Source organism: Streptomyces sp. NPDC001933, from assembly GCF_042890955.1.
Taxonomy (GTDB): Bacteria; Actinomycetota; Actinomycetes; order Streptomycetales; family Streptomycetaceae; genus Streptomyces.
Genome location: NZ_JBIASS010000001.1, coordinates 895065 through 920513, shown reverse-complemented (window position 1 = coordinate 920513; position 25449 = coordinate 895065). Strand labels below are relative to the sequence as shown.

At 71.3% G+C, this 25449-nt stretch carries 22 protein-coding genes; 9 read left to right on the top strand and 13 right to left on the bottom strand.

Annotated elements, in window-relative coordinates; genetic code table 11:
- Positions 1-58: 58 nt before the first annotated feature.
- Entirely contained in the window at positions 59-835 is a 777-nt protein-coding gene (locus ACFYY7_RS04095) for a S1 family peptidase (RefSeq protein WP_388656691.1), read from the bottom strand.
- A 245-nt stretch (positions 836-1080) separates the two neighbouring features.
- Here ACFYY7_RS04095 and ACFYY7_RS04090 point away from each other — a divergent pair, with 245 nt between their 5' ends.
- A complete protein-coding gene (locus ACFYY7_RS04090) occupies positions 1081-1989 on the top strand; it encodes a hypothetical protein (protein WP_388656688.1) in 909 nt (302 codons plus the stop codon).
- A 111-nt stretch (positions 1990-2100) separates the two neighbouring features.
- Here the strand turns inward: ACFYY7_RS04090 and ACFYY7_RS04085 are convergent, their stop codons facing one another.
- Entirely contained in the window at positions 2101-3012 is a 912-nt protein-coding gene (locus ACFYY7_RS04085) for an SDR family oxidoreductase (protein WP_388656685.1), read from the bottom strand.
- An 86-nt stretch (positions 3013-3098) separates the two neighbouring features.
- Here ACFYY7_RS04085 and ACFYY7_RS04080 point away from each other — a divergent pair, with 86 nt between their 5' ends.
- Genes ACFYY7_RS04080 through ACFYY7_RS04065 form a run of 4 tightly spaced genes read left to right on the top strand, consistent with a single transcriptional unit; the run spans position 3099 to position 6549 of the window.
- Entirely contained in the window at positions 3099-3842 is a 744-nt protein-coding gene (locus ACFYY7_RS04080; protein ID WP_266736617.1) for an enoyl-CoA hydratase family protein, read from the top strand.
- A 3-nt stretch (positions 3843-3845) separates the two neighbouring features.
- Complete coding sequence (locus ACFYY7_RS04075) at positions 3846-4721, top strand: CoA transferase subunit A (protein ID WP_266736619.1); 876 nt, start codon at positions 3846-3848, stop codon at positions 4719-4721.
- Positions 4718-5479 carry a CoA-transferase subunit beta gene (locus tag ACFYY7_RS04070; RefSeq protein ID WP_388656681.1) on the top strand — a complete coding sequence of 254 codons (762 nt, stop codon included), beginning with the start codon at positions 4718-4720 and terminating at the stop codon, positions 5477-5479. Before ACFYY7_RS04075 ends, ACFYY7_RS04070 begins: the two co-directional genes overlap by 4 nt.
- Positions 5479-6549: an NAD(P)H-dependent flavin oxidoreductase gene (locus ACFYY7_RS04065; RefSeq protein WP_388656678.1), complete on the top strand. Its 1071-nt coding sequence runs from the start codon at positions 5479-5481 to the stop codon at positions 6547-6549. The genes ACFYY7_RS04070 and ACFYY7_RS04065 overlap by 1 nt, the downstream gene beginning before the upstream one ends.
- Before the next feature lie 246 nt (positions 6550-6795).
- Here the strand turns inward: ACFYY7_RS04065 and ACFYY7_RS04060 are convergent, their stop codons facing one another.
- The 5 genes from ACFYY7_RS04060 to ACFYY7_RS04040 form a co-directional block, all read right to left on the bottom strand.
- On the bottom strand, positions 6796-8460 hold the full coding sequence (locus ACFYY7_RS04060; protein WP_266736623.1) for a DEAD/DEAH box helicase: 1665 nt from the start codon (positions 8458-8460) through the stop codon (positions 6796-6798).
- Between the two features lie 199 nt (positions 8461-8659).
- Positions 8660-8863: a cold-shock protein gene (locus tag ACFYY7_RS04055; RefSeq protein ID WP_003969786.1), complete on the bottom strand. Its 204-nt coding sequence runs from the start codon at positions 8861-8863 to the stop codon at positions 8660-8662.
- A gap of 335 nt (positions 8864-9198) precedes the next feature.
- Positions 9199-10356: an acetyl-CoA C-acetyltransferase gene (locus ACFYY7_RS04050; RefSeq protein WP_358941841.1), complete on the bottom strand. Its 1158-nt coding sequence runs from the start codon at positions 10354-10356 to the stop codon at positions 9199-9201.
- A 31-nt stretch (positions 10357-10387) separates the two neighbouring features.
- Positions 10388-10999 carry a TetR/AcrR family transcriptional regulator gene (locus tag ACFYY7_RS04045; protein WP_351257727.1) on the bottom strand — a complete coding sequence of 204 codons (612 nt, stop codon included), beginning with the start codon at positions 10997-10999 and terminating at the stop codon, positions 10388-10390.
- A 75-nt stretch (positions 11000-11074) separates the two neighbouring features.
- The gene (locus ACFYY7_RS04040) at positions 11075-11857 is read right to left on the bottom strand and encodes an SDR family oxidoreductase (protein ID WP_388656674.1); all 783 of its coding nucleotides are present in this window, start codon (positions 11855-11857) and stop codon (positions 11075-11077) included.
- A 94-nt stretch (positions 11858-11951) separates the two neighbouring features.
- On the opposite strand from ACFYY7_RS04040, the gene ACFYY7_RS04035 reads away from it, so the two are divergent.
- Genes ACFYY7_RS04035 through ACFYY7_RS04025 form a run of 3 tightly spaced genes read left to right on the top strand, consistent with a single transcriptional unit; the run spans position 11952 to position 15015 of the window.
- Entirely contained in the window at positions 11952-12827 is an 876-nt protein-coding gene (locus ACFYY7_RS04035) for an enoyl-CoA hydratase (protein WP_388656672.1), read from the top strand.
- Positions 12827-13972, top strand: a complete 1146-nt coding sequence (locus ACFYY7_RS04030) for an acyl-CoA dehydrogenase family protein (protein WP_388656669.1) — start codon at positions 12827-12829, stop codon at positions 13970-13972. Before ACFYY7_RS04035 ends, ACFYY7_RS04030 begins: the two co-directional genes overlap by 1 nt.
- Entirely contained in the window at positions 13972-15015 is a 1044-nt protein-coding gene (locus ACFYY7_RS04025) for an acyl-CoA dehydrogenase family protein (RefSeq protein WP_388656666.1), read from the top strand. The genes ACFYY7_RS04030 and ACFYY7_RS04025 overlap by 1 nt, the downstream gene beginning before the upstream one ends.
- Here ACFYY7_RS04025 and ACFYY7_RS04020 read toward each other — a convergent pair.
- The 3 genes from ACFYY7_RS04020 to ACFYY7_RS04010 all read right to left on the bottom strand — a co-directional run bounded on the left by ACFYY7_RS04020 (position 14995) and on the right by ACFYY7_RS04010 (position 16902).
- Positions 14995-15501, bottom strand: a complete 507-nt coding sequence (locus tag ACFYY7_RS04020) for a pyridoxamine 5'-phosphate oxidase family protein (RefSeq protein ID WP_388656663.1) — start codon at positions 15499-15501, stop codon at positions 14995-14997. The genes ACFYY7_RS04025 and ACFYY7_RS04020 overlap by 21 nt on opposite strands.
- Before the next feature lie 94 nt (positions 15502-15595).
- A complete protein-coding gene (locus tag ACFYY7_RS04015; protein WP_388656660.1) occupies positions 15596-16159 on the bottom strand; it encodes a HutD family protein in 564 nt (187 codons plus the stop codon).
- Positions 16156-16902: a VWA domain-containing protein gene (locus tag ACFYY7_RS04010; protein WP_376312110.1), complete on the bottom strand. Its 747-nt coding sequence runs from the start codon at positions 16900-16902 to the stop codon at positions 16156-16158. The genes ACFYY7_RS04015 and ACFYY7_RS04010 overlap by 4 nt, the downstream gene beginning before the upstream one ends.
- A 140-nt stretch (positions 16903-17042) precedes the next feature.
- Here ACFYY7_RS04010 and ACFYY7_RS04005 point away from each other — a divergent pair, with 140 nt between their 5' ends.
- A complete protein-coding gene (locus ACFYY7_RS04005; protein ID WP_388656657.1) occupies positions 17043-17966 on the top strand; it encodes a rhomboid family intramembrane serine protease in 924 nt (307 codons plus the stop codon).
- 133 nt (positions 17967-18099) lie between these two features.
- Here the strand turns inward: ACFYY7_RS04005 and ACFYY7_RS04000 are convergent, their stop codons facing one another.
- From ACFYY7_RS04000 to ACFYY7_RS03990, 3 genes are all read right to left on the bottom strand, one after another.
- Positions 18100-19560, bottom strand: a complete 1461-nt coding sequence (locus ACFYY7_RS04000; RefSeq protein WP_388656654.1) for a glutamate synthase subunit beta — start codon at positions 19558-19560, stop codon at positions 18100-18102.
- On the bottom strand, positions 19553-24136 hold the full coding sequence (gene gltB, locus ACFYY7_RS03995; protein WP_388656651.1) for a glutamate synthase large subunit: 4584 nt from the start codon (positions 24134-24136) through the stop codon (positions 19553-19555). Before gltB ends, ACFYY7_RS04000 begins: the two co-directional genes overlap by 8 nt.
- A 433-nt stretch (positions 24137-24569) precedes the next feature.
- Entirely contained in the window at positions 24570-25304 is a 735-nt protein-coding gene (locus tag ACFYY7_RS03990; protein ID WP_388656648.1) for a VIT1/CCC1 transporter family protein, read from the bottom strand.
- Positions 25305-25449 lie beyond the last annotated feature (145 nt).

Below are 25449 nucleotides of genomic sequence, written 5' to 3'. Positions count from 1 at the left end.
CGGCCGGGGCCGGGTCGGAGCGTGGGTGCTGTGATTCGGGTACCGGCCGGGGCCGGGGTCAGAGCGTGGCTGCCGCGGACGCGATGTTGGCGGCGAAGGTCGAGACCTCGCTGTACACGCCGGGGTAGCCGGGTTCGGCGCAGCCCTGGCCCCAGCTGACGATGCCGACCTGGATCCAGGCTCCGGCGTTGTCCTTGCGGAACATGGGGCCGCCGGAGTCGCCCTGGCAGGTGTCGACGCCGCCGGTGTCGATCAGTCCGGCGCAGATCTCGTCGCCGGGGACGAGGTCGCTGCCGTAGGCGTCCTGGCAGTCGGCGTCGGAGACGAACGGCACGGTGGCCTTGAGCAGGTAGCGCTGCTGGGCGCCGCCCTCGGTGGCCGCGCCCCAGCCGGCGATGTCGAAGGTGCCGTTGTTGTACGCGGTGGTGGTGGCGATCTTCAGGGTCGGCAGGTCGATGGGCTTGGCGAGCTTGATGAGCGCCCAGTCCTTGCCCGAGCCGTTGTAGCCGGGGGCCTGGAGGACCTTGGTGGACTTGACCTTGATCGCGCTGGAGGACTGGAGGTCGACGACGCCTGCGGTGGCGGTGATGGAGGTGTTGTTGCCCGTGCCGTTCACGCAGTGCGCGGCGGTGAGGACGATGTCCTTGGCGTAGAGGGCACCGCCGCAGCCCATCGACAGCCGGACCATGAACGGGAATTCGCCCTGGGCGGCGCGGGTTCCGCCGACGACCGGCTGGGGGGCCGCGGAGGCCCCGGCGGGCTGGAGGCTGACGGCCGCGAGGACGACGGCGGCTATGACGGAACATCTCTTCACGGCACGCAGAAGCTGCTTCAAGAGACTGCCTTCTTTCGTGGGGGGTGCTTGTGGGGGGTACTTGTGGGGAGTGCCTGCGCCCGCGCCGGGTGGTGACCACGCGGGCGGCACAGCACCGCACCGCGTCGATGGTCATGACCCCGACAAAGACACGGTTCGGATTATCGGGAAATGATCACGGCGCCCACAAGGATCACTTTCCGGCCAAGATCGCCTACCGCGTTCCGGCTACAGTGAAATCCGGCCTCGTTGAGAGGGGGTGGGACGTGGCGGACGACGGCCGGAGCACCGGAAGTCCGGTGGTCCACGGTTTCCCGCATCTCGAAACGGTCCGGTCCGCGATCACGGCGCTGTACCGGCGGCTGTCGTACGACGGTGTCCGCGGCTACGCCACGAGCCTCGCCCCTGCCGACGCCGCCTTCGACGACCAGGACGACCTGTACCTCGGCACCCAGCGGGTGGCGCGTGCGGTGGTCCAGCACCTGCACCTGCCGGACGCCCGCATGATCGTCGGCTTCCGCGCGATGGAGCACGCCGCCGGGGTCGAACTGACCGCCGGGCCCGAGTACTTCGTCGAACTCAACGACCGCTTCCGCACCCACCGCAGGGACATCGGCGCCGCGCTCTCGCACGAGGTCACCCATGTGCTGCTGCACCGCCTGGGCCTGGAGTTCCCCGGTACGCGCGACAACGAGATCCTCACCGACACCGTGACCACGTACCTGGGCGCGGGGTGGCTGCTGCTCGACGCCTTCCGCGAGGACGGGGTCTCCAGCCAGAAGCTCGGCTATCTCACCCCGGAGGAGTTCGGGTACGTCCTCGCCAAGCGGGCGCTGGCCTTCGACGAGGACCCGTCACCGTGGTTCACCAGCCCGCAGGCCTACGAGGCGTACACCAGGGGGCGCGCACAGGCCCTCCAGGACATCCGGCAGCCACCGCTCACGGCGGCGGGCTGGGCGGGCCGCCGCCGCTACGCGAAGGACCGGCGGCACGCGCAGGACCATCCGGGCGCCCCCGCCGCCCCCGGCGTTCCGTACACCTTCGAGGGCGGCCCGGACGGGCTGCGGGTCTCCTTCCCCTGCCCGGCCTGCCGCCAGCGCATCCGCGTTCCGGTGCGGGGCCGGGTGCGGGCCCGGTGCGGGCTCTGCCGGACCGTCCTGGACTGCAGCACCTGAACCGCGGAGCGGCGACGGCCCCGTGGCCCCGCCTCTCCCCCGCACGGCCCGTCCGGCGGCCCCGCTCAACGTGCCGCCGGGGCCGGAGCGGCCGGAGCGGCCGGAGCGGCCCTACTTCGCCCCGTACACCGGCTGCGCCGGCTCCGCCCGGGCGAGCAGCTTCCGTACCGTCTCCCCCGCCTCCGCCGGCTCCCACCGCGCGCCCCGGTCCGCGGTGGGGCCGGGCCGCCAGCCCTCCATGACCGTGATCCGGCCGGCCTCCACCTCGAAGACCCGCCCGCTCACCCCGTAGCTCGCGGCCGAGCCGAGCCACACCACCAGCGGGGACACGTTCTCCGGGGCCATCGCGTCGAACCCGCCCTCCTTGGGCGCCGCCATCGCCTGCGCGAAGGTCTGCTCGGTCATCCGGGTCCGGGCCGCCGGGGCGATCGCGTTGACCTGGACCCCGTACCGGGCCGTCTCCTCCGCGGCGACCAGGGTCAGGCCGACGATCCCGGCCTTCGCGGCGGAGTAGTTGCCCTGGCCGACGCTGCCGAGCAGTCCCGCGCCGGAACTGGTGTTGATCACCCGGGCGACCGGTGCGCGGCCCGCCTTCGCCTCGGCCCGCCAGTGTGCGCAGGCATGCTTCAACGGCAGGAAGTGGCCCTTGAGATGGACCCGCATCACGGCGTCCCAGTCGTCCTCGTCCAGATTCACCAGCATCCGGTCGCGCAGGAACCCCGCGTTGTTGACCAGGGTGTCCAGCCGTCCGAAGCCCTCCAGCGCGGCCGCGACCAGCGAGGCGGCCCCGTCGGTCGTGGCGATGTCGCCCCCGTGGGCGACCGCCTCGCCGCCCGCCGCGACGATCTCGTCGACCACCTGCTGTGCCGGGCCCGGGGAGCCGCCGTCGCCGCCGGGGCCGACGCCCAGATCGTTGACGACCACCTTCGCGCCCTCGGCGGCGAAGGCGAGCGCATGGGCCCGGCCGAGCCCGCGCCCCGCACCCGTCACGATCACTACGCGGCCGTCGCACAGACCAGTCATCACTCGCCTCCTTGTTGGCGATGCGGGGGCAGGCTGCTACCTTCCACACCTAACAAATGTTTGGTGGAAAGGTAGCTGATTCGCTCATGGGTGTCTCCACCGCAAGTCCCGGCAAGGGCATCCGGCTCGTCACCGTCGACCATCCGCCCGTCAACGCACTGCCCGTGCAGGGCTGGTACGACCTCGCCGACGCACTGCGCGCGGCGGGCCGCGACCCCGAGGTCCGCTGCGTCGTGCTGGCCGCCGCCGGGCGGGGATTCAACGCGGGCGTCGACATCAAGGAGATGCAGCGCGACACCGGGCACGAGGCCCTGATCGGCGCCAACCGGGGCTGCTACGAGGCGTTCGCCGCCGTCTACGAGTGCGAGGTCCCGGTCGTCGCCGCGGTGAACGGCTTCTGCCTCGGCGGCGGCATCGGCCTCGTCGGCAACGCGGACGCGATCGTGGCGAGCGACGACGCCACGTTCGGCCTGCCCGAGCTGGACCGGGGCGCGCTCGGCGCGGCGACCCATCTGGCCCGGCTGGTGCCCCAGCACCTGATGCGCGCGCTCTACTACACCTCGCGCACCGCGACCGCCGCCGAACTGCACGCCCACGGCTCGGTCTGGAAGGTCGTGCCGCGCGAGGAACTCCTCGGTGCGGCACTGGAGCTGGCGGGCGAGATAGCCGCCAAGGACGGGTATCTGATCCGGCTGGCCAAGGCCGCCATCAACGGCATCGACCCGGTGGACGTACGCCGCAGCTACCGCTTCGAGCAGGGCTTCACCTTCGAGGCCAATCTCAGCGGGGTCGCCGACCGCGTCCGCGAATCGTTCGGCAAGGAGGCATGAGGCATGACCACGACCGACAAGACCATGACGGCCGACGACGTGGTCTCCCGGCTCAGCAGCGGGATGACGATCGGCATCGGCGGCTGGGGATCGCGCCGCAAACCCATGGCGCTGGTACGGGCGCTGCTCCGCTCCGGGATCACCGACCTCACCGTGGTCTCTTACGGTGGCCCCGACGTGGGGCTGCTCGCCGCCGCCGGCCGGATCCGGAAACTGGTCGCGGCCTTCGTCACGCTCGACTCGGTCCCGCTCGAACCCCATTTCAGGGCGGCCCGCCAGCGCGGCGCGTTCGAACTGATGGAGATCGACGAGGCCATGTTCATGTGGGGGCTGCACGCCGCCGCGAACCGGCTGCCGTTCCTCCCCGTGCGCGCCGGTATCGGCTCCGACGTGATGCGGGTCAACCCGGGCCTGCGCACGGTGACTTCGCCGTACGAGGACGGTGAGGAGTTCGTCGCGATGCCCGCGCTGCGGATGGACGCCGCGCTGGTCCACCTGAACCGCGCGGACCGGTTCGGCAACGGCCAGTACCTCGGCCCGGACCCGTACTTCGACGACCTGTTCTGCGAGGCCGCGGACGCCGCGTACATGTCCTGCGAACGCCTCGTGGACACGGCCGAGCTGACCGGGAACGCCGCCCCGCAGACCCTCCTCGTCAAGCGGCACTCCGTCACCGGCGTCGTCGAGACCCCGAACGGCGCGCACTTCACCTCCTGCGTGCCCGACCATCCGCGCGACGAGGCGTTCCAGAAGGCGTACGCGACCGCCGCCGCCGACCCCGACGCCTGGGCGGCCTTCAGCGAGCGCTTCCTGCCCGCCGGGGGCGACGAGAAGAGCTACCAGTCGGCCGTCCGGACCTGGCACGAGGAGCAGAAATGACCACGGAGAAAGCGATCGCGGACCCGACCGCGGCCACCCGCGCCGAGTACTGCGTGATCGCCTGTGCCGATGCCTGGCGCGACAACGGCGAGGTGCTCGCCAGCCCGATGGGCCTCGTCCCGTCCGTCGGAGCCCGGCTCGCCAGGCGCACCTTCTCGCCCGATCTGCTGCTGACCGACGGCGAGGCGCTGCTCCTCGCCCCGGACGGTACGACGGAGGGCTGGCTGCCCTACCGCCAGCACCTCGCCATGGTCACCGGCGGCAGGCGCCACGTGATGATGGGGGCGAGCCAGATCGACCGGTTCGGCAACCAGAACATCTCCTGCATCGGCGACTGGGAACAGCCCTCCCGCCAGCTGCTCGGCGTGCGCGGCGCCCCGGCCAACACCCTGAACAACCCGGTCAGTTACTGGATTCCCAAGCACTCCACCCGGGTCTTCGTCGAGCGCGTCGACATGATCTGCGGGGTCGGCTACGACAGTGCCGCCGCGGCCGGTCCCTCGGCGAGCCGCTACCACCGCATCCCGCGCGTGGTGAGCGATCTCGGCGTCTTCGACTTCGCGACCCCGGACCGCTCGATGCGGCTGGCCTCGCTGCACCCCGGCGTCACCGTCGACCAGGTCCGCGAGGCCACCGGTTTCGCGCTCACGATCGCGGACGACGTCCCGTACACCCGGGAGCCGAGCGCCGCGGAGCTGTCCTTGATCCGCGAGGTCATCGACCCGCACGGCACCAGGAACCGCGAGGTCAGGGTCTGATGCGGACGGCGCTCACGGAGCTCGTCGGCATCCGTCACCCCATCGTCCAGACCGGCATGGGCTGGGTCGCGGGCCCCCGCCTGGTCTCCGCCACGGCCCGCGCCGGCGCCCTCGGCATCCTGGCCTCCGCGACGATGACCGCCGAGCAGCTGCGGGCGGCGGTGCGGGAGGTCAAGTCCCGTACCGACGAGCCGTTCGGCGTCAATCTGCGCGCCGACGCGGGCGACGCGCGCGAGCGGGTACGGATCATCATCGACGAGGGCGTGAAGGTGGCGTCCTTCGCACTGGCCCCCTTCAAGGAACTGATCGCCGAACTGAAGGACGCGGGGGTGGTCGTGATCCCGTCGGTCGGCGCCCGGCGCCATGCCGAGAAGGTCGCGGCGTGGGGCGTGGACGCGGTGATCGTGCAGGGCGGCGAGGGCGGTGGGCACACCGGTGAGGTGGCGACCACGGTGCTGCTGCCGCAGGTGGCCGACGCGGTGGACATCCCGGTGATCGCGGCGGGCGGTTTCCATGACGGCCGGGGCCTGGTCGCGGCGCTGGCGTACGGGGCGGCGGGCATCGCGATGGGCACCCGGTTCCTGCTGACCTCGGACTCGACCGTGCCGGACGCGGTGAAGGCCCGCTATCTGGCGGCGGGCGTCAAGGACATCACGGTCACCAGGGCGGTGGACGGGCTCCCGCACCGGATGCTGCGCACGGAGATGGTCGCGGCGCTGGAGCACGCGGGCCGGGTCCGGGCCCTGGCACAGGCGGTGCGCCGGGCATCGGGTTTTCGGCGGATCTCCGGGCTGAGCTGGTCCCGGATGGTGCGCGACGGTCTCGCGATGAAGCACGGCAAGGACCTGTCGTGGAGCCAGGTCCTGCTGGCGGCCAACACACCGATGCTGCTGAAGGCGTCCATGGTCGACGGCCGGACGGACCTGGGGGTGATGGCCTCGGGCCAGGTGGCAGGCCTGATCGAGGATCTGCCCAGCTGCGCGGAGCTGGTGGAACGGGTGATGGCCGAGGCCCACGAGGCGCTGGGCGCGGTGGTACGCGCGGAACGTTCCGAGAACGCGGACGCGTAGGCGGCACCCGGAGGAATCCGGGCACGACGATCCGCGCGGAACGTTCCGAGAACGCGAACGCGTAGGCGGCACCCGGAGGAATCCGGGCACGGCAGTCCGCTCGGACGTTCCAAGAGCACGAACACTTAGGCGGCACCCGGAGGAATCCGGGCGCGACGATCCGCGTGGAACGTTCCGAAGCCGCGAACGCGTAGGCGGCGCCCGGAGAGATCCGGGCGCCGCCCTGTCCGCCGTGTGTGCCTGCGGCTACGCGGCCCTGCGGCCGCGTCCCGCCGCCGCGCCGCCGCGGCCGGCCCCGGAGCGCCCGGCACCCGTGCCGCGCGGCTCACCGTTGCCACGGCCGCCGCCCGAGCCCGCGCCGCGCGCGGAGCCGCCCGTGCCGGCGGTGCGGGAGGCGCCGCCCGTGGAGCGGGCCTCGCCGCCGCCCTGTCCGGCACCACCGCGCCGGCCCCGGCCGCGGCTGCCCGAGCGGAAGCCGGTGCCGCCCGCCGAGGTCCCGCCCGAGCGCGTGCGCTGCTTCGGCGGGGTCGGCTGCGGGGCCTCTATGACGATCGCGATGCCCGAGGGTTCACGGGCCCCGGTGATCCGGGTGAGCTCCTCGTCGCTGGACTTGATCCGGGTGGTCTTCGGGGCGATGCCCGCGTCGGCCATCAGCCGGGTCATGTCCCGCTTCTCCTCCGGCAGCACCAGGGTGACGACGCTGCCGGACTCCCCGGCGCGCGCCGTGCGCCCGCCGCGGTGCAGGTAGTCCTTGTGGTCGGTCGGCGGGTCCACGTTCACGACCAGGTCGAGGTCGTCGACATGGATGCCGCGGGCCGCCACGTTCGTCGCGACGAGCGCGGTGACCTGGCCGTTCTTGAACTGGTCCAGGGTCCGGTTGCGCTGCGGCTGCGAGCGCCCGCCGTGCAGGGCGGCGGCCCGTACGCCGCTGGCGAGCAGCCGCTTTGCGAACCGGTCGGCGGCGCGCTTGGTGTCCACGAACATGATCACGCGGCCCTCACGGGCGGCGATCTTCGTGGCGACGGCCTTCTTGTCGGTCTCGTCGATCACATGGAGCACGTGGTGCTCCATGGTGGTGACGGCGCCGGCGGACGGGTCCACGGAGTGCACGACCGGGTCGGTCAGGAACATCTTGACCAGCCGGTCGATGTTCTTGTCGAGCGTCGCGGAGAACAGCATCCGCTGACCGTCCGGCTCGACCTGCTTGAGCAGGGCGACGACCTGCGGCATGAAGCCCATGTCGGCCATCTGGTCGGCCTCGTCGAGGACGGTGATGGCGACCTGGTCGAGGCGGCAGTCGCCGCGCTCGATGAGGTCCTTCAGCCGTCCGGGCGTGGCGACGAGCACCTCGGCGCCGCGGCGCAGCGTGCCGGACTGCTTGGTGATCGACATGCCGCCGACGACGGTGGCCAGGCGCAGGTTCACGGACGTCGCGTACGGCGTCAGCGCGTCGGTGACCTGCTGGGCGAGCTCGCGGGTCGGGACCAGGACGAGCGCCAGCGGGGCCTTCGGCTCGGCGCGCCGGCCGGCGGTGCGGGCCAGCAGGGCGAGGCCGAAGGCGAGGGTCTTGCCGGAGCCGGTGCGGCCGCGGCCGAGGATGTCCCGGCCGGCGAGCGAGTTCGGCAGGGTGGCGCCCTGGATCGGGAACGGTTCGGTGACGCCCTGCGCGGCAAGGGTCTTCAGCAGGGCTGCGGGCATGTCCAGCTCGGCGAACGCCGCTACGGCGGGCAGTGCGGGGGTCATGGTTTCGGGCAGGGCGAATTCGCCCTGCGGCGGCGTGGCCCTGCGACGGGGCGACGCCTTGCCGGATCCCTTGCCGGAACCCTTAGCGGTTGCCTGTGCCGGGGCCGTGCCGCGCCCCCTCGACGGGCGGTTGCGGGCGGGTCGGTCCTGGCGTTCGGAGCGGGTCATACGGAATTGCCCTCCTGGGGGATTCCTGAGGAGTCCTGGGGATTCCTGAGAACTGCGTGGGACTGCGGGGAACTGCATGGGGCCGCCGGGGCGGGCGCCGTGGGCGGGCGCGCCTGTTCCGGCATGTCCCGGGGACAGCACAAACCGGGGCCCGCACCTTGACGGTGCGGGCCCCGGCTGCGAGGTACGCGTCCGGCGATTAGGCCGGGACGATGTTCTCCGCCTGCGGGCCCTTCTGGCCCTGCGTGACGTCGAAGGAGACCTTCTGGCCCTCCTGGAGCTCACGGAAGCCCGAGGTGGCGATGTTGGAGTAGTGGGCGAAGACGTCGGCGCCGCCGCCGTCCTGCTCGATGAAGCCGAAGCCCTTTTCCGAGTTGAACCACTTCACGGTTCCAGTAGCCATGTCATTCTCCTAAAAGAGGTGCAGTGCCGGAAATCCGCACTTTACGAATTTCAAGTCGCCGCATTGAGCCCCATCCGGAGAAAGCCGGAAAACAATAATGCGCCTGAGGAAGCATTCCCGTCAGGCGCACATAAAGTTCATGGGTACCAAAACTGCAACTCGGCAACCGTAGCACGTTCCGTCGGCGAGCGGTGGGAACACGCCGCGCGGCCGGTCGGTGTGTTCTGGTCCGGGCCCTTGCGGTATCTGGCCGGGAGCGGCGCGAAAGGCCGCCGGAATCCTTGTCGCGACTGGTGTCGCGGCGGCCCGGCGGCCGTGTCCGGACGGGTCCGCGCTCAGAGCCGTTCGATGATCGTCACGTTCGCCTGGCCGCCGCCCTCGCACATGGTCTGGAGCCCGTAGCGGCCGCCGGTGCGCTCCAGTTCGTGCAGCAGTGTCGTCATCAATTTCGCACCGGTTGCGCCGAGCGGGTGACCGAGGGCGATCCCGCCGCCGTTGACGTTGACCCGGTCGGGGTCGGCCCCGGTCTCCTTCAGCCAGGCCAGGACGACGGGGGCGAATGCCTCGTTGATCTCGACCAGATCGATGTCGTCGATGGTCATTCCGGCTTTCTTGAGCGCGTACGCGGTGGCCGGGATCGGTGCCGACAACATGCGGATCGGGTCCTCGCCGCGTACCGAGAGGTGGTGGACGCGGGCGCGGGGGGTGAGGCCGTGTTCGGCCACGGCCCGCTCGGAGGCGATGAGCAGGGCGGCGGCGCCGTCGGAGATCTGGGAGGAGCACGCGGCGGTGATCGTGCCGCCGTCCAGGACCGGCTTCAGCCCCGCCATCTTCTCCAGGGTGGTGTCGCGTCGCGGCCCCTCGTCGGTGGTGACGCCCGCGAGGGCGACGGTCTCGCGGGCGAAGCGGCCCTCGTCGATGGCGCGGATCGCGTGCCGGTGGGAGCGGAGCGCGAACTCCTCCATGTCCTGGCGGCTGATGTCCCACTTCTCGGCGATCAGCTGGGCGCCGTGGAACTGGTTGACCGGTGCGTCGCCGTACCGGGCACGCCAGCCCTCGCTGCCCGCGTACGGGCCCTCGGTCAGCCCGAGGGGTTCGGCGGCCTGGCGGGAGGCGAAGGCGATGGGGATCTGTGTCATGGACTGGGTGCCGCCCGCGACGACCAGGTCCTGGGTGCCGGAGAGGACGCCCTGGGCGGCGAAGTGCAGGGCCTGCTGGGAGGAGCCGCACTGGCGGTCGATGGTCACGCCGGGGACTTCCTCGGGCAGTCCGGCCGCCAGCCAGCAGGTGCGGGCGATGTCGCCGGCCTGCGGTCCGACGGTGTCGAGGCAGCCGAAGACCACGTCCTCCACGGCCGCCGGGTCGATCCCGGTCCGTTCGACGAGGGCCTTCAGGACATGGGCGCCGAGGTCGGCGGGGTGGACGGCGCCGAGGCCGCCCCCGCGCCGGCCGACCGGGGTGCGTACCGCTTCGACTATGTATGCCTCGGCCATGACTGCTGCTCCTTGGTGAGCGCGGGTGGGGTCAGGTGTCGAGGGCGATGCCGTCCAGGACCATCGAGAGGTACTGGCGGGCGATCTCCTCGGGGCTGTGCAGTCCGCCCGGCCGGTACCAGGACGCCGCGACCCAGACCGTGTCGCGGACGAAGCGGTAGGTGAGGCGGATGTCCAGGTCGGCGCGGAAGCTGTGGTCGGCGACGCCGCGTTCCAGCGTGCCGAGCCAGGCCTTCTCGAACTTCTGCTGGGAGTCGGCGAGGTACTGGAAGCGTGGCTGGGTGGCCAGGTGCCTGGCTTCCTTCTGGTAGATGGCGACCGCGGCACGGTGCCGGTCGATCTCCCGGAAGGACTCGGTGACGAGCGCCTCGATGGTCTGCCTGGGGGCCAGCCGGGCGGCGAGCACCGTGTCGTACCCCTCCCAGAGTTCGGCGAGGAAGGTCGAGAGGATCTCGTCGAGCATCGATTCCTTGGAATCGAAGTGGTAGTAGAGGCTGCCCGCGAGCATCCCGGCCGCGTCCGCGATCTTGCGGACGGTGGTGGCGTTGTATCCCTGGGCGGCGAAGACCTCGGCGGCGGTGGCGAGCAGTTCGCGGCGCCGCTCGGGCGAGGGGGTCACCTGGGGCTTCTTCTTGGTAGGCACCCGACCATTCTCCGCCCGGCCGCCCGACGCCCGGCCGCCGCACGCCCGGCCGCCGCGCACCCGGCCGCCGCACGCTCAGGCACGCTGGCTGCTGACGGAGACGACCTCGCCGGTCAGGTACGAGGAGTAGTCGCTGGCGAGGAAGACGATGACGTTGGCGACCTCCCACGGCTCGGCGTACCGGCCGAAGGCCTCCTTCGCGGTCAGTTCGTCCAGGAGTTCGGCGGAGGTGACCTTCACCAGGTGCGGGTGCATGGCGAGGCTGGGCGCGACGGCGTTGACGCGTACGCCGTACTCGGCGGCCTCGATCGCGGCGCACCGGGTGAGCGCCATGACACCGGCCTTCGCGGCGGCGTAGTGGGCCTGGCCGCTCTGGGCGCGCCAGCCGACGACGGAGGCGTTGTTGACGACGATGCCGCCGCGGCCCGCCGCCTTGAGGGAACGCAGGGCGGCCCGGGTGCAGCGGAAGGTGCCGTTCAGGGTGACGTCTAGGACCTTGGTCCACTGCTCGTCGGTCATCTCGGTGAGTTCGGCGGTGCCGCCGAGGCCGGCGTTGTTGACGACGATGTCGAGGCCGCCGTGGGTCCGTTCGGCGAGTTCGAACAGGGCCCGGACCCGGGTCTCGTCGGTGACGTCGCAGGGCAGTGCGGCGACGCGGTCCGCGCCGAACTCCTCGGCGAACGCCTGCTCGGTCTCCTTCAGCCGGCGGGCGTGCGCGTCGCCGATGACGATGCGGGCGCCCTCCTCCAGGAATCTGCGGGCGGTGGCGCCGCCGATACCGGCGCCCGCGGCCGCGGTGATGACGGCGGTGCGGCCGGCCAGCAGCCCGTGCCCGGATACGTACTGCGGTGCGCTCACGCCCGTACCTCCTCGGTCCCGGCCCTTCGGATCCTCGACGGTGCTCGTGCCCGTACGTTAACCTACCAAACACTTGTTAGGGAAGGATGAGCCGATGCCCTCTGCCCACGACCCCTCCGCCTCCGGCCACCGGGACGGCCCGGTGCTCTACGAGCGCCGCGGCCCGGTCGCGTACATCACGCTGAACCGCCCGCGCTACCGCAACGCCCAGAACTCGGCCATGACCTACGCCCTGGACGACGCGTTCTACCGGGCCGCCGAGGACTCCGAGGTCAAGGTGGCCGTGCTGGCGGGCGCCGGGGAGCACTTCTCCGCGGGCCATGACATCGGCACGCCGGAGCGCGACGCGCATCTGCCCTTCGAGCGCCGGGCGGGCCTGTGGTGGGACCACTCCGACAAGGCCGGCGCGGAGAGCCGCTTCGCCCGCGAGTCGGAGGTCTATCTGGGCATGTGCAGGCGGTGGCGCGAGCTGCCGAAGCCGGTCATCGCCTCCGTCCAGGGCGCCTGCGTGGCCGGCGGGCTGATGCTCGCCTGGATCTGCGACCTGATCGTGGCGAGCGAGGACGCCTTCTTCGCCGATCCGGTGGTGCGGATGGGCATCCCCGGCGTCGAGTACTTCGCCCACCCGTGGGTGATGCCGCCCCGGATCGCGAAGGAGTTCCTCTACACCGGCGACCGGATGAGCGCCCGCCGGGCGTACGAGGTCGGCATGGTGAACAAGGTGGTGGAGCGGGAGGAACTCGCCGACCGCACCCACGAGTTGGCGCTGCGGATCGCCGAGATGCCGCGGCTCGGGCTGGCGCTCACCAAGCGTGCGGTCAACCAGGCCGAGGACCTCCAGGGGATGCACACCGGGATGGACTCCGTCTTCGGGCTGCACCACCTCGCCCACGCGCACAACGCGGAGACGGCGGCCGACTCGCTCGGCGGCATGGACATCGCCTCGATGAAGAAGAAGGCGGACGGCTGATGGATCTGTCGGGCACCGAGCAGGAGGCGGCGTTCCGGGACGAGGCGCGCCAATGGCTGCGGGCCAACGTGCCCGCCGTACCGCTGCCGTCGCTGGAGACCGCCGAGGGCTTCGCCGCGCACCGGGAGTGGGAGGCGCGGCTGTACGCGGACCGCTGGTCGGTGGTCTCCTGGCCGGCCGAGTACGGCGGCCGGGGCGCCGACATCTTCCGGTGGCTGGTCTTCGAGGAGGAGTACTACGCGGCGGGCGGCCCCGGCCGGGTCTCGCAGAACGGCATCAACCTCCTCGCCCCGACGCTCTTCGACCACGCCACTCACGAGCAGCGGGCCCGGGTCCTGCCGTCGATGGCGAGCGGCGAGGTGATCTGGGCGCAGGCCTGGTCCGAGCCGGAGTCGGGCTCGGACCTGGCGTCGCTGCGTTCGCGGGCGGTGCGCACCGACGGCGGCTGGCTGCTCTCGGGGCAGAAGACCTGGTCCTCGCGGGCCGCGTTCGCGGACCGGGCGTTCGGCATCTTCCGCAGCGATCCGGGCACGGCGAAACCGCACCACGGGCTGACGTATCTGATGTTCGACCTGTCGGCGCCCGGGGTCTCGGTCCGGCCGATCGGGCGGCTCGACGGCAAGCCGGCCTTCGCCGAACTGTTCCTGGACGAGGTGTTCGTACCGGACGAGGACGTCATCGGGGAGCCCGGCCAGGGCTGGCGTATCGCCATGTCGACAACGGGCAACGAGCGGGGGCTGACGCTCCGCTCCCCCGGCCGTTTCCTGGCCGCCGCCGACCGGCTGGCCATGCTGTGGCGCACCCATGGAGACCCCTCGGACACGGCGATGCGGGACCGGGTGGCGGACGCGGTGATCGGGGCGCGCGCGTATCAGCTCTTCACCGCCGCCAACGCTTCCCGCTTCGCCGCCGGGGCGACCATCGGCGCGGAGTCCAGCCTGAACAAGGTGTTCTGGTCCGAGTACGACATCGCGCTGCACGAGAGCGCACTGGATCTGCTGGGCCCGGACGCGGAACTCGCCGATTCCGAGTGGTCCGAGGGGTATGTCTTCTCCCTCGCGGGCCCCATCTACGCCGGCACGAACGAGATCCAGCGCGACATCATCGCCGAGCGGCTGCTCGGCCTGCCGAAGGGACGGCGCTGATGCGTTTCCTCCTGGACGACGAGCAGCGGGAGTTCGCCCGCTCGCTGGACGCGATGCTGACCGCCGCGGACACCCCTTCGGTGGTACGGGCCTGGGCCGCCGGGGACCACGGACCGGGCAAGGAGCTGTGGGCCCGGCTGGCGGGGGCGGGGGTCTTCGCGCTCGCGGTGCCGGAGGCGTACGAGGGTGTCGGCCCGCTGCCGGTCGAACTCGCGGTCGCCTTCACCGAGCTGGGGCGGCACGCGGTGCCGGGGCCGGTGGTGGAGACGGTCGCGGCGGCGGTGCTGCTGGCGGACGTGGGCGGCCCGGCGGCCGAGGAGTGGCTGCCCCGGCTGGCGTCGGGCGCGGCGTCGGCGACGCTCCGGATGGACGGGCACGGGCCGTACGCGCTGGACGCGGACGCGGTGGACGCGGTGTTCACGGTGAGCGGTGACGAGTTGCGGCTGGCGCCGGGGCCCGGGGTGCTCAGCGTGTCGTCCGACCCCGCGCGGCGGCTGTGGCGCCCCGAGCCGGGCGGGGAGCTGCTCGCCTCGGGGGCCCGGGTGGCCGGGGCGGCGGCGCGGGCGGCCGGGTGGGCGGCGTTCGCGACGGCGGCGCAGGCGCTCGGCACGGGCGAGACCCTGCTGCGGACCACGGTCGAGTACGTGAAGCAGCGCACCCAGTTCGGTGCGGCCATCGGCTCCTTCCAGGCGGTGAAGCACCGGCTGGCGGACACCCTGATCGGGCTGGAGCTCGCCCGTCCGCTGCTGTACGGGGCGGCGCTCGCGCTCGCCGGTGACGCGCCGGACGCCGGTGCGCAGGTGGCGGCGGCCAAGGTGACGGCGGGCGAGGCGGGGTACGCGGCGGCCGGGGCGGCGCTGCAGCTGCACGGTGCGGTGGGGTACACGCAGGAGCTGGATCTGGCGCTGTGGCTGCGGAAGGCGCGGCCGCTGCGGGACGCGTGGGGGACGCCGGGGGCGTGCCGGGCGCGGGTGCTCGCCGACGGGCCGGCCGCACCCGCCGCCCGGCCCGCCGACAGGCTCTCAGGTGGTTTCGCTCAGTGAGCGGTCGTCGTTGCCCCTTCGGAAGGTGCGCAGCGGGTGGCCGGGGCACCATGTGCGGATGATCACGGTGTCGCCGCCTTCGAGCCCGGTGTGCACCACCTCGGTCAGCTCCACGCGGAAGAGGTGGAAGGGTTCGGGCGGCTTCACCTCCTCGATGAAGCGGGCCAGCACGGCGGGGTCGGTCATCTCCACGGCGCGGCCGGAGATCCGGACGTCGCCGTCGGCCATCTCGGCGTCCGGTCCGGGGTTGGCGTGCACCGCGAACCGCGGATCGCGCAGCAGGTCCAGCGCCTTGCGCGAGTTCGGCATCATGCCGAGCCACACCTCGCCGAAGCGGAAGTCCACCTCCAGCCCGGTCACGCGTGGCGATCCGTCCTTGCGCAGGGTCGCCAGGACGTGGTGCTTGTAGAGCTGGAAGCGGGCCCGGACCATTTCGGCGAAGTCCGGCTCGGCCGAGCGGAAGTCTTCCCAGGAACTCGATGTCATGCGCCCATGGAATCCTGGATACCCGACACCTTCCGTCCTGATTTCCCGGCCCGCGCCGACCGGTCCACCCTTCGGCCCATCCGTACCGCCCGTCTCATCGCTCCGACAGGGTGACCAGCAGCGCCCACCCGTGGGTCCGCAGCACCCCCGCCGTTTCGTCCCGTGTCAACAGCGCGTCGTAGCGGTCGAGTTCGAGCTCCGTACCGTCGAGCACCGCGCCGTCCTCCAGCGCGATGGCGAGCACCGCCCCGCCCGGGGGCGCCGCCAGCCGCACGGTGCCGCGCACCACCGCGACCGCCGCGCTCGTCCGCCCCCTGCGGCACATCACATTGAGGTTGACGACCGGGCCGCCGAGCAGTGTGCCGTCGGTCGCCGGGTCACCGGGGAAGTCGTGCGGCCAGTACGGCTCGTCGACGATGTGGTGTTCACCGTCCACCACGAGGTCCAGGCCGGCGCCCTCGACCACGGTCAGGGTGCGGTCGACGCCGGGGAACGTGGAGAACGGCCCGTCCTCGGTCACCTCGGCGAGGCTGACCCGCCAGTCGAAGGCATCCATCGGCGCACCCTCGGGGTGTGCCGCGATCTCCCGGGTGACTCCCCCGCCGTTCTTCCAGGGGGTGGCCGTACGGTCGGCCGCCCGCAGGACCCGGGCCGTCACTTGACGATGCCCTGGGTCCGGGCCGTGGCGAGCCACTGCGGAAATTCGGCGACGAGCCGGTCGTACAGCTCGGCGTCCGGCACCTTGCGTGGGTCGGGTCCGGCGTGGAAGAAGCCCGCGTTGTCTATCGGGCGCTTGGCGGGTACGGCCAGTTCGTCGAGCTTGCGCAGGAAGTCGAACTGATTGCTCCGCTTGTCGCCGAAGCCGATGAACTGCCAGAACAGGGGCAGCTTCGCCGCCTTGCAGAGGTAGCGTTCCGCCGCGTGCTTGCTGATCGGGCCGCCGTCGGTCTGGAAGACGACGAGGGCGGGCGCGGTGGAGCCGCTGTCGAGGTAGTGGTCGATGACGGCGTCCATGGCCAGGTGGTAGCTGGTCCTGCCCATGTGCCCGAGACCGGCCACGATCGCGTCGACCCGGCCGCGGTGGTTGTCCAGGGCGATGTCGGTGACGGCGTCGACCTCCGTGGAGAACAGGACGAGGGGGACCCGGCCGTCGTCGTCCAGATGGGCCGAGAGCCCCAGCACCCGGTCGGCCAGGGCCTGGACGCTGCCGTCCTTGTAGTACTCCCGCATGGAGCCGGAGTAGTCGAGCACCAGATAGACCGCGGCGCGCTCGCCGCTCATGCGGTGCTTGGTCAGCGACACCGAGGCGCTCTTGTAGAGGCTGACCAGCGCGGGGGCGCTCTCCTCGATCTTGCGGAGGCTGATGGCCGGGCCTGTTGCGGCGGCGGGTGAGCCGGCCATGCGGTTTCTCCGATCCTCGACGTCCGGGGAGGTCGAGCGTAAGCCACCCGGGCATGCCCCGGCCGGGCGGTGTTCGCTATGTTGATCTGCCGCCGTCCCCACCGGCCGCTCGTGTCCGCTCACCCGTGAAGGAGCCTGCCGTGGAGGCCGCGGTCACCACCTGTTATCGCCATCCGTCGTACGAGACGTATGTCAGCTGTACCCGCTGCGAACGGTTCATCTGCCCCGACTGCATGCGTGAGGCCGCGGTCGGCCACCACTGCGTGGACTGTGTGAAGGAGGGGCAGCGTTCGATCCGGCAGGCGCGCACCGTGTTCGGCGGCGCGGTGCCGAGGAGCATGGTGCCGATCGTCACGTATGTGCTGATCGGGCTCAACATCGCGGCGTATCTGGGCGAGTTGGTCAGTCCGGGGATCGTCGACCGGTTCGCGATGCTCGGTGCGGGGCTGGACGGCCCGGACGGCGAGCATTACGTCTACGAGGGCGGGGACTTCCCCGGCTTCGATGTGGTCGGGCTGGTCGGCGGTGAGTGGTACCGGCTGATGACCGGGGCCTTCCTGCATCTGCCGCCGGGCGGGTCGTCCTTCGGTTCGCTGCCGTTCGGGGTGCTGCACATCCTGTTCAACATGTACGCGCTGTGGAACCTGGGCCGGGTGGTGGAGGAGCAGCTGGGCCGGGCCCGTTACCTCGCGCTGTACCTGCTGTCCGCGCTGGGCGGTTCGGTCCTGGTCTATCTGATCGCGCCGTTCGACGGCACGGTGGGCGCCTCGGGCGCGATCTTCGGGCTCGGGGCGGCGTTCTACGTCATCAACCGCCGGCTGGGCCGTGACATGCGGGCGGTGAACCGGTTCATGGCCGGTTTCCTGATCTGGATGGTGATCTCGGCCGGATTCGCCTCGTGGCAGGGCCACTTGGGCGGGCTCCTGACGGGCGGCATCGTCACCGTGGCGTACGCCTATGCCCCGGCGAAGCGCCGTACGGTGGTCCAGGCCGCCTCGTGTGTGGTGCTGCTCGCCGTGCTGGTGCTGCTGGTGGTGCTGAAGACCTCCGCGCTGACGGGCTGAGCCGGGGGCCGGTGCGACCGGCCCCCGGACGCGCCGCGGCGCCTGCCGAATCGTCCGGTCGGGGACGGGCAGGCGCCGCGTTCAGTTCCGCACGCCGTTGTGCGGGACGTCGGTGTGTGCCGTGATGCCGTGATCAGACCATCAGTGCACGGTCCGTCGGGCGGATCGGGGCCGGCAGGGCGCTGGCTCCGGTCAGGAAGCGGTCCACCCCGCGGGCCGCGGAGCGGCCCTCGGCGATGGCCCACACGATGAGGGACTGGCCGCGGCCGGCGTCACCGGCGACGAAGACTCCGTCGACGTTGGTGGCGTACTCCCCGTCGCGCGCGACATTGCCGCGCTCGTCGAGCTCCAGGCCGAACTGCTGGACCAGACCGTTGGCCTGGTCGGTGCCGGTGAAGCCCATGGCGAGGGTGACCAGCTGCGCGGGGATGGACCGCTCGGTGCCGGGCTTCTGCTCCAGCTTGCCGTCCTTGAACTCCACCTCGACCAGGTGCAGCGCCTGGACGTTGCCGTCCTCATCGCCCTCGAAGTGGGTGGTGGAGACGGAGTAGACCCGCTCGCCGCCCTCCTCGTGCGCCGAGGTGACCTTGTAGAGCATCGGGAAGGTCGGCCACGGCTGGTTGGCGTTCCGGTCCTCGCCCGGCCGGGGCATGATCTCCAGCTGGGTGACGGAGAGCGCGCCCTGGCGGTGGGCGGTGCCGACGCAGTCGGCGCCGGTGTCGCCGCCGCCGATCACGACGACGTGCTTGCCCTCGGCGGTGATCGGGGAGACCGTCAGGTCGCCCTCCTGCACCTTGTTGGCCAGCGGCAGGTACTCCATGGCGAAGTGCACGCCGTTCAGCTCACGGCCCGGGACGGGCAGGTCGCGCGAGACGGTGGCGCCTGCGGCGATGACGACCGCGTCGTACCGGCGGCGGAGCCTGGCGGCGTCGATGTCCCGGCCGATCTCCGTCTCGGTGCGGAACTTGGTGCCTTCCGCGCGCATCTGCTCGATACGGCGGTTGATGTGCGACTTCTCCATCTTGAACTCGGGGATGCCGTACCGGAGAAGGCCTCCGATGCGGTCCGCGCGCTCGTAGACGGCGACGGTGTGGCCGGCCCGGGTCAGCTGCTGGGCGGCGGCGAGTCCCGCCGGGCCCGAGCCGATGACCGCGACGGTCTTGCCGGAGAGCCGCTCGGGCGGCTGCGGGGTGACGTCACCGTTGCCCCACGCCTTGTCGATGATGGAGACCTCGACGTTCTTGATGGTGACGGCCGGCTGGTTGATGCCGAGCACGCACGCCGACTCGCACGGTGCCGGGCAGAGACGCCCGGTGAACTCCGGGAAGTTGTTCGTGGCGTGCAGACGCTCGGACGCGGCCGACCAGTCCTCGCGGTAGGCGTAGTCGTTCCACTCGGGGATGAGGTTTCCGAGCGGGCAGCCGTTGTGGCAGAACGGGATGCCGCAGTCCATGCAGCGGCCGGCCTGCTTACTGATGACCGGGAGCAGCGAGCCCGGAACGTAGACCTCGTTCCAGTCCTTGACACGCTCGCCCACGGGGCGGGTCTCGGCGACCTCGCGCCCGGTGGTCAGGAAGCCCTTGGGGTCAGCCATTGGTCGCCGCCTCCATCATCTTCTCGGTGGTCTCCTGCTCGGAGAGACCGGCGAGCTCAGCGGCGTCCTTGGCGGCGAGCACTGCCTTGTAGGTGGACGGAATGATCTTGCTGAAGCGGGTCACGGCGGTGTCCCACTCGGCAAGCAGCTTCTCGGCGACCGTGGATCCGGTCTCCTCCTGGTGGCGGCGCACCACGTCGTGCAGCCACTGCTTGTCGGTGTCGGAGGGGACCTCGATGGCACCGAGGTTGCCGACGTTGACGTTGTCGCGGTTCAGGTCGATGACGTAGGCGACACCGCCCGACATGCCCGCGGCGAAGTTGCGTCCGGTCTCGCCGAGAACGACGGCGTGGCCGCCGGTCATGTACTCGCAGCCGTGGTCGCCCACGCCCTCCGAGACGACGGTGGCGCCGGAGTTGCGGACGCAGAACCGCTCACCGGTGCGGCCGCGCAGGAACAGTTCGCCGCCGGTGGCGCCGTAGGCGATGGTGTTGCCCGCGATGGTGGAGTACTCGGCGAGGTGGTCGGCGCCGCGGTCGGGGCGGACGACGATCCGGCCGCCGGAGAGGCCCTTGCCGACGTAGTCGTTGGCGTCGCCCTCCAGGCGCAGCGTGACCCCGCTCGGCACGAACGCGCCGAAGGACTGGCCGGCGGAGCCGGTGAAGGTGATGTCGATGGTGTCCTGCGGCAGACCGGCGCCGCCGAACTTCTTCGTCACCTCGTGGCCGAGCATGGTGCCGACGGTCCGGTTGATGTTGCGGATCGCGATCTGGGCCCGGACCGGCTGGGCACTCTCGGCGCTGTCCGCGTTCAGGGCGTCGGCGGCGAGCCTGATCAGCTCGTTGTCGAGCGCCTTGGCGAGGCCGTGGTCCTGCTCGATCCGCGCGTGGCGGACCGCGCCCTCGGGCAGCTCGGGGACGTGGAACAGCGGCTTCAGGTCGAGGCCCTGCGCCTTCCAGTGCGTGATCGCACGGTCGGTGTCGAGCAGCTCGGCGTGGCCGACGGCCTCCTCGATCGTGCGGAAGCCGAGCTCGGCGAGGATCTCGCGGACTTCCTGGGCGATGAACTCGAAGAAGTTGACGACGTACTCGGCCTTGCCGGAGAACCGCTCGCGCAGGACGGGGTTCTGGGTGGCGATGCCGACCGGGCAGGTGTCCAGGTGGCAGACGCGCATCATGACGCAGCCGGAGACGACGAGCGGCGCGGTCGCGAAACCGAACTCCTCGGCGCCCAGCAGTGCGGCGATGACGACGTCGCGGCCGGTCTTCAGCTGGCCGTCGGTCTGCACGACGATGCGGTCGCGCAGGCCGTTGAGCAGCAGCGTCTGCTGGGTCTCGGCGAGGCCGAGCTCCCAGGGGCCGCCCGCGTGCTTCAGGGAGGTGAGCGGGGAGGCGCCCGTTCCGCCGTCGTGGCCGGAGATCAGGACGACGTCCGCGTGCGCCTTGGAGACACCGGCGGCGACCGTGCCGACGCCGACCTCGGAGACCAGCTTCACGTGGATGCGGGCCGCCGGGTTGGCGTTCTTGAGGTCGTGGATCAGCTGGGCGAGATCCTCGATGGAGTAGATGTCGTGGTGCGGCGGCGGCGAGATCAGACCGACACCCGGGGTGGAGTGCCGGGTCTTGGCGACCCACGGGTAGACCTTGTGGCCGGGCAGCTGGCCGCCCTCGCCGGGCTTGGCGCCCTGCGCCATCTTGATCTGGATGTCGTCCGCGTTGACCAGGTACTCGCTGGTCACACCGAAGCGGCCGGAGGCGACCTGCTTGATGGACGAGCGGCGCGCCGGGTCGTGGAGCCGGTCGGCGTCCTCGCCGCCCTCACCGGTGTTGGACTTGCCGCCCAGCTGGTTCATGGCGATGGCGAGGGTCTCGTGCGCCTCGCGGGAGATCGAGCCGTACGACATGGCGCCGGTGGAGAAGCGCTTGACGATGTCGGAGACGGACTCGACCTCGTCGATCGAGATCGCCTCGCGGTCGCTCTTGAAGCCGAACAGACCACGCAGCGTCATCAGCCGCTCGGACTGCTCGTTCACCCGGTCGGTGTACTTCTTGAAGATGTCGTAGCGCTTGTTGCGGGTGGCGTGCTGGAGCCGGAAGACCGTCTCCGGGTCGAACAGGTGCGGCTCGCCCTCGCGGCGCCACTGGTACTCGCCGCCGATCTCCAGCGCGCGGTGCGAGGCGGAGATGCCGGAGGCGGGGTAGCCCTTGGCGTGCCGGGCGGCGACCTCCTTGGCGATGACTTCGAGGCCGGCGCCGCCGATCTTGGTGGCGGTGCCGTTGAAGTACTTCGCGACGAAGTCCTCGTCCAGGCCGACGGCCTCGAAGACCTGGGCGCCCCGGTAGGAGGCGACCGTCGAGATGCCCATCTTGGACATGACCTTCAGGACGCCCTTGCCGAGCGCGTAGATCAGGTTCCGGATGGCCTTCTCGGGCTCGATGCCCTCGATGAACGTACCGGCGCGGACCAGGTCCTCGACGGACTCCATCGCCAGGTACGGGTTGACCGCGGCTGCGCCGTAGCCGATGAGCAGGGCGACGTGGTGGACCTCGCGGACGTCCCCGGCCTCGACCAGCAGCCCCACCTGGGTGCGCTGCTTGGTGCGGATGAGGTGGTGGTGGACGGCCGAGGTGAGCAGCAGCGACGGGATCGGCGCGTGCTCGGCGTCGGAGTGCCGGTCGGAGAGGACGACCAGACGGGCGCCGTCCTCGATGGCCGCGTCGACCTCGGTGCAGATCTCCTCGATCCGCGCGGCCAGCGACTCGCCGGCGCCGCCGACCCGGTAGAGGCCGGAGAGCGTGGCGGCCTTCATGCCCGGCATGTCGCCGTCGGCGTTGATGTGTATCAGCTTGGCCAGCTCGTCGTTGTCGATCACCGGGAACGGCAGCGTGACGCTGCGGCAGGACGCGGCGGTCGGCTCCAGCAGGTTGCCCGAGGGGCCCAGCGTGGAGCGCAGCGAGGTGACGAGCTCCTCGCGGATGGCGTCCAGCGGCGGGTTGGTGACCTGCGCGAACAGCTGGGTGAAGTAGTCGAAGAGCAGCCGGGGGCGCTCGGACAGCGCGGCGATCGGCGAGTCCGTGCCCATGGAGCCGAGCGGCTCGCCGCCGGTGCGGGCCATCGGCGCGAGGATGACGCGGAGCTCTTCCTCGGTGTAGCCGAAGGTCTGCTGGCGGCGGGTGACGGAGGCGTGCGTGTGCACGATGTGCTCCCGCTCGGGGAGGTCCTCCAGCTCGATCTCGCCGGTCTCCAGCCAGTCTCCGTAGGGCTGCTCGGCGGCGAGGGCGGCCTTGATCTCGTCGTCCTCGATGATCCGGCCCTCGGCCGTGTCGACGAGGAACATCTTCCCGGGCTGGAGGCGGCCCTTGCGGACGACCTTCGCGGGGTCGATGTCCAGGACACCGACCTCGGAGGAGAGCACGACCAGGCCGTCGTCGGTGACCCAGTAGCGGCCGGGGCGCAGACCGTTGCGGTCCAGGACCGCGCCGACCTGGGTGCCGTCGGTGAAGGTGACGCAGGCCGGGCCGTCCCAGGGCTCCATCATCGTGGAGTGGTACTGGTAGAAGGCGCGCCGGGCCGGGTCCATCGAGTCGTGGTTCTCCCACGCCTCGGGAACCATCATCAGCACCGAGTGCGGCAGCGAGCGGCCGCCGAGGTGGAGCAGCTCCAGGACCTCGTCGAAGGAGGCGGAGTCGGAGGCGTCGGGGGTGCAGACGGGGAAGATCCGGTCGAGCTGTGCCTCGCCGCTGTGTCCATTGTCGGCAGAGCCGAACAGGCTGGAGGCGAGCTGGGACTCGCGGGCCTTCATCCAGTTGCGGTTGCCCTTGACCGTGTTGATCTCGCCGTTGTGCGCGACGAAGCGGTACGGGTGGGCGAGCGGCCAGCTCGGGAAGGTGTTGGTGGAGAACCGCGAGTGGACCAGGGCGACCGCGGTGGCGAAGCGGCGGTCGGAGAGGTCCGGGAAGAACGGCTCCAGCTGCCCGGTGGTGAGCATGCCCTTGTAGACGATCGTGCGGGCGGAGAGCGAGGGGAAGTACACCCCGGCCTCCCGCTCGGCGCGCTTGCGCAGCACGAAGGCCTTGCGGTCGAGGGCGATGCCGGTGCTCTCACCGTCCGCGACGAAGAGCTGACGGAACTCGGGCATGGTGGCGCGGGCGCCGTTGCCGAGGATGTCGGGGGTGACGGGGACCTGGCGCCAGCCGAGGACCTTGAGGCCCTCCTCGGCTGCGATCTTCTCCAGCTTGCGGACGGCCTCGGTGGAGTCGTCGGCGGGCAGGAAGGCGATTCCGACGGCGTAGGCACCGACCTCGGGGAGATCGAAGGCGGTCTCTTCGCGCAGGAAGGCGTCCGGCACCTGGAGGAGGATCCCGGCGCCGTCGCCGGAGTCGGGCTCGGATCCGGTGGCGCCGCGGTGTTCGAGATTGCGCAGCACGGTCAGCGCCTGCTCGACCAGCTCATGGCCGGCCACACCGGTCAGAGTGGCCACGAACCCGACACCGCAGGCGTCGTGCTCGTTACGGGGGTCGTACATCCCCTGCTGGGCGGGGCGACCGTCCATGGGCGCCCAGGCGTCGATGCGCATTGGCTCTCCCGTCGTCGTCGTGGCATATGCAGTGCCGAGGGACGACGTTGGCCCTCTGCGAAATTTCGTGCAGATTACATAATGGGGCGCTTCTCAAGAAGCGGATACTTCGTTCCAACATACGGACACCGCCCGAGACGGTGGGGGTGGGTCGCAGTGGAAGATCGGCGCCCGGGGAGACCGCAGAGAGCAGGCGTCGTTGCCTGCGGTGTCTACGGGTCATGCCCGGCGGCAATGGAAATGAAACCGCCGAGTAACGGCTACTTATGTGTAGCCCTGCATAGGGACTCACTTTAAGCCCGTGGTAGCGGTTCCGCCCAGAGGCGGTCACCAAGACGTACATCACACGGGTGGCGGACACGTCACGGGCACCCACCCCCACCTGCGGAGATGGATGCCCGGACCATCGAACCTGCGGACCCCTCGGACGGGGTCAGCCCCCGACGGCCACCCCGAAGAGCGTGCCCAGACCGTAGGTGATGGCCGCCGCGGCCCCGCCCAGCACCAGTTGGCGCAGCCCGCTGTACAGCCAGCTGCGGGCCGTCACCCTGGCCACCACCGCACCGCAGGCGAACAGCCCGGCCAGCGCGAGCAGCACGGCCGGCCACAGCGCGCTCGCGCCGAGCAGGTACGGCAGCACGGGCAGCAGGGCGCCGAGCGCGAAGGCGCCGAACGACGACAATGCGGCGACGAGTGGCGAGGGCAGATCGCCCGGGTCGATGCCCAGCTCCTCGCGGGCGTGTATCTCCAGGGCCTGCTCCGGGTCGCGCGACAGCTGCCGCGCGACCTCGCGGGCGAGCGCGGGCTCGACGCCACGGGACTGGTAGAGCTCGGCGAGCTCCCGCTCCTCGTCCTTGGGGTGCTTGCGCAACTCCCGCCGCTCGACGTCGAGTTCGGCCTCGACGAGCTCGCGCTGCGAGGCCACGGAGGTGTACTCGCCGGCCGCCATGGAGAACGCTCCGGCGGCCAGGCCCGCCAGGCCGGTGATCACGATCGTCTGCTGGGAGACGGCACCGCCCGCGACGCCGGTCATCAGCGCGAGGTTGGAGACCAGCCCGTCCATGGCACCGAACACCGCCGGACGCAGCCAGCCGCCGTTCACATCACGGTGGGTGTGGTTGTCCCGGTGCGCCTCGTGCAGTACGGCGTCGGTCTCGATGATGGACACAGCTCTCCCCTTCTCCGGCAGCGGGTCTTCCTCGCTCCGCCCCCGCTCAACACCATCGAAAGTACGCACGAAAAACGGCTCCCGCCAGCAAGGCAGGCCGTACTTACCACGCTCCGTGAGCAGGTAAGTACGGCCTGCCTTAGTG

Coding starts and splice junctions, on each gene's coding strand:
- ACFYY7_RS04055 (WP_003969786.1), bottom strand. CDS start 8,863: ATGGCTACTGGAACCGTGAAGTGGTTCAACTCGGAAAAGGGCTTCGGC.
- ACFYY7_RS04030 (WP_388656669.1), top strand. CDS start 12,827: ATGGATCTGTCGGGCACCGAGCAGGAGGCGGCGTTCCGGGACGAGGCG.
- ACFYY7_RS04080 (WP_266736617.1), top strand. CDS start 3,099: ATGGGTGTCTCCACCGCAAGTCCCGGCAAGGGCATCCGGCTCGTCACC.
- ACFYY7_RS04075 (WP_266736619.1), top strand. CDS start 3,846: ATGACCACGACCGACAAGACCATGACGGCCGACGACGTGGTCTCCCGG.
- ACFYY7_RS04000 (WP_388656654.1), bottom strand. CDS start 19,560: ATGGCTGACCCCAAGGGCTTCCTGACCACCGGGCGCGAGGTCGCCGAG.
- ACFYY7_RS04070 (WP_388656681.1), top strand. CDS start 4,718: ATGACCACGGAGAAAGCGATCGCGGACCCGACCGCGGCCACCCGCGCC.
- ACFYY7_RS04060 (WP_266736623.1), bottom strand. CDS start 8,460: ATGACCCGCTCCGAACGCCAGGACCGACCCGCCCGCAACCGCCCGTCG.
- ACFYY7_RS04050 (WP_358941841.1), bottom strand. CDS start 10,356: ATGGCCGAGGCATACATAGTCGAAGCGGTACGCACCCCGGTCGGCCGG.
- ACFYY7_RS04010 (WP_376312110.1), bottom strand. CDS start 16,902: ATGGCCGGCTCACCCGCCGCCGCAACAGGCCCGGCCATCAGCCTCCGC.
- ACFYY7_RS04035 (WP_388656672.1), top strand. CDS start 11,952: ATGCCCTCTGCCCACGACCCCTCCGCCTCCGGCCACCGGGACGGCCCG.
- ACFYY7_RS04025 (WP_388656666.1), top strand. CDS start 13,972: ATGCGTTTCCTCCTGGACGACGAGCAGCGGGAGTTCGCCCGCTCGCTG.
- ACFYY7_RS04085 (WP_388656685.1), bottom strand. CDS start 3,012: ATGACTGGTCTGTGCGACGGCCGCGTAGTGATCGTGACGGGTGCGGGG.
- ACFYY7_RS04020 (WP_388656663.1), bottom strand. CDS start 15,501: ATGACATCGAGTTCCTGGGAAGACTTCCGCTCGGCCGAGCCGGACTTC.
- gltB (WP_388656651.1), bottom strand. CDS start 24,136: ATGCGCATCGACGCCTGGGCGCCCATGGACGGTCGCCCCGCCCAGCAG.
- ACFYY7_RS04065 (WP_388656678.1), top strand. CDS start 5,479: ATGCGGACGGCGCTCACGGAGCTCGTCGGCATCCGTCACCCCATCGTC.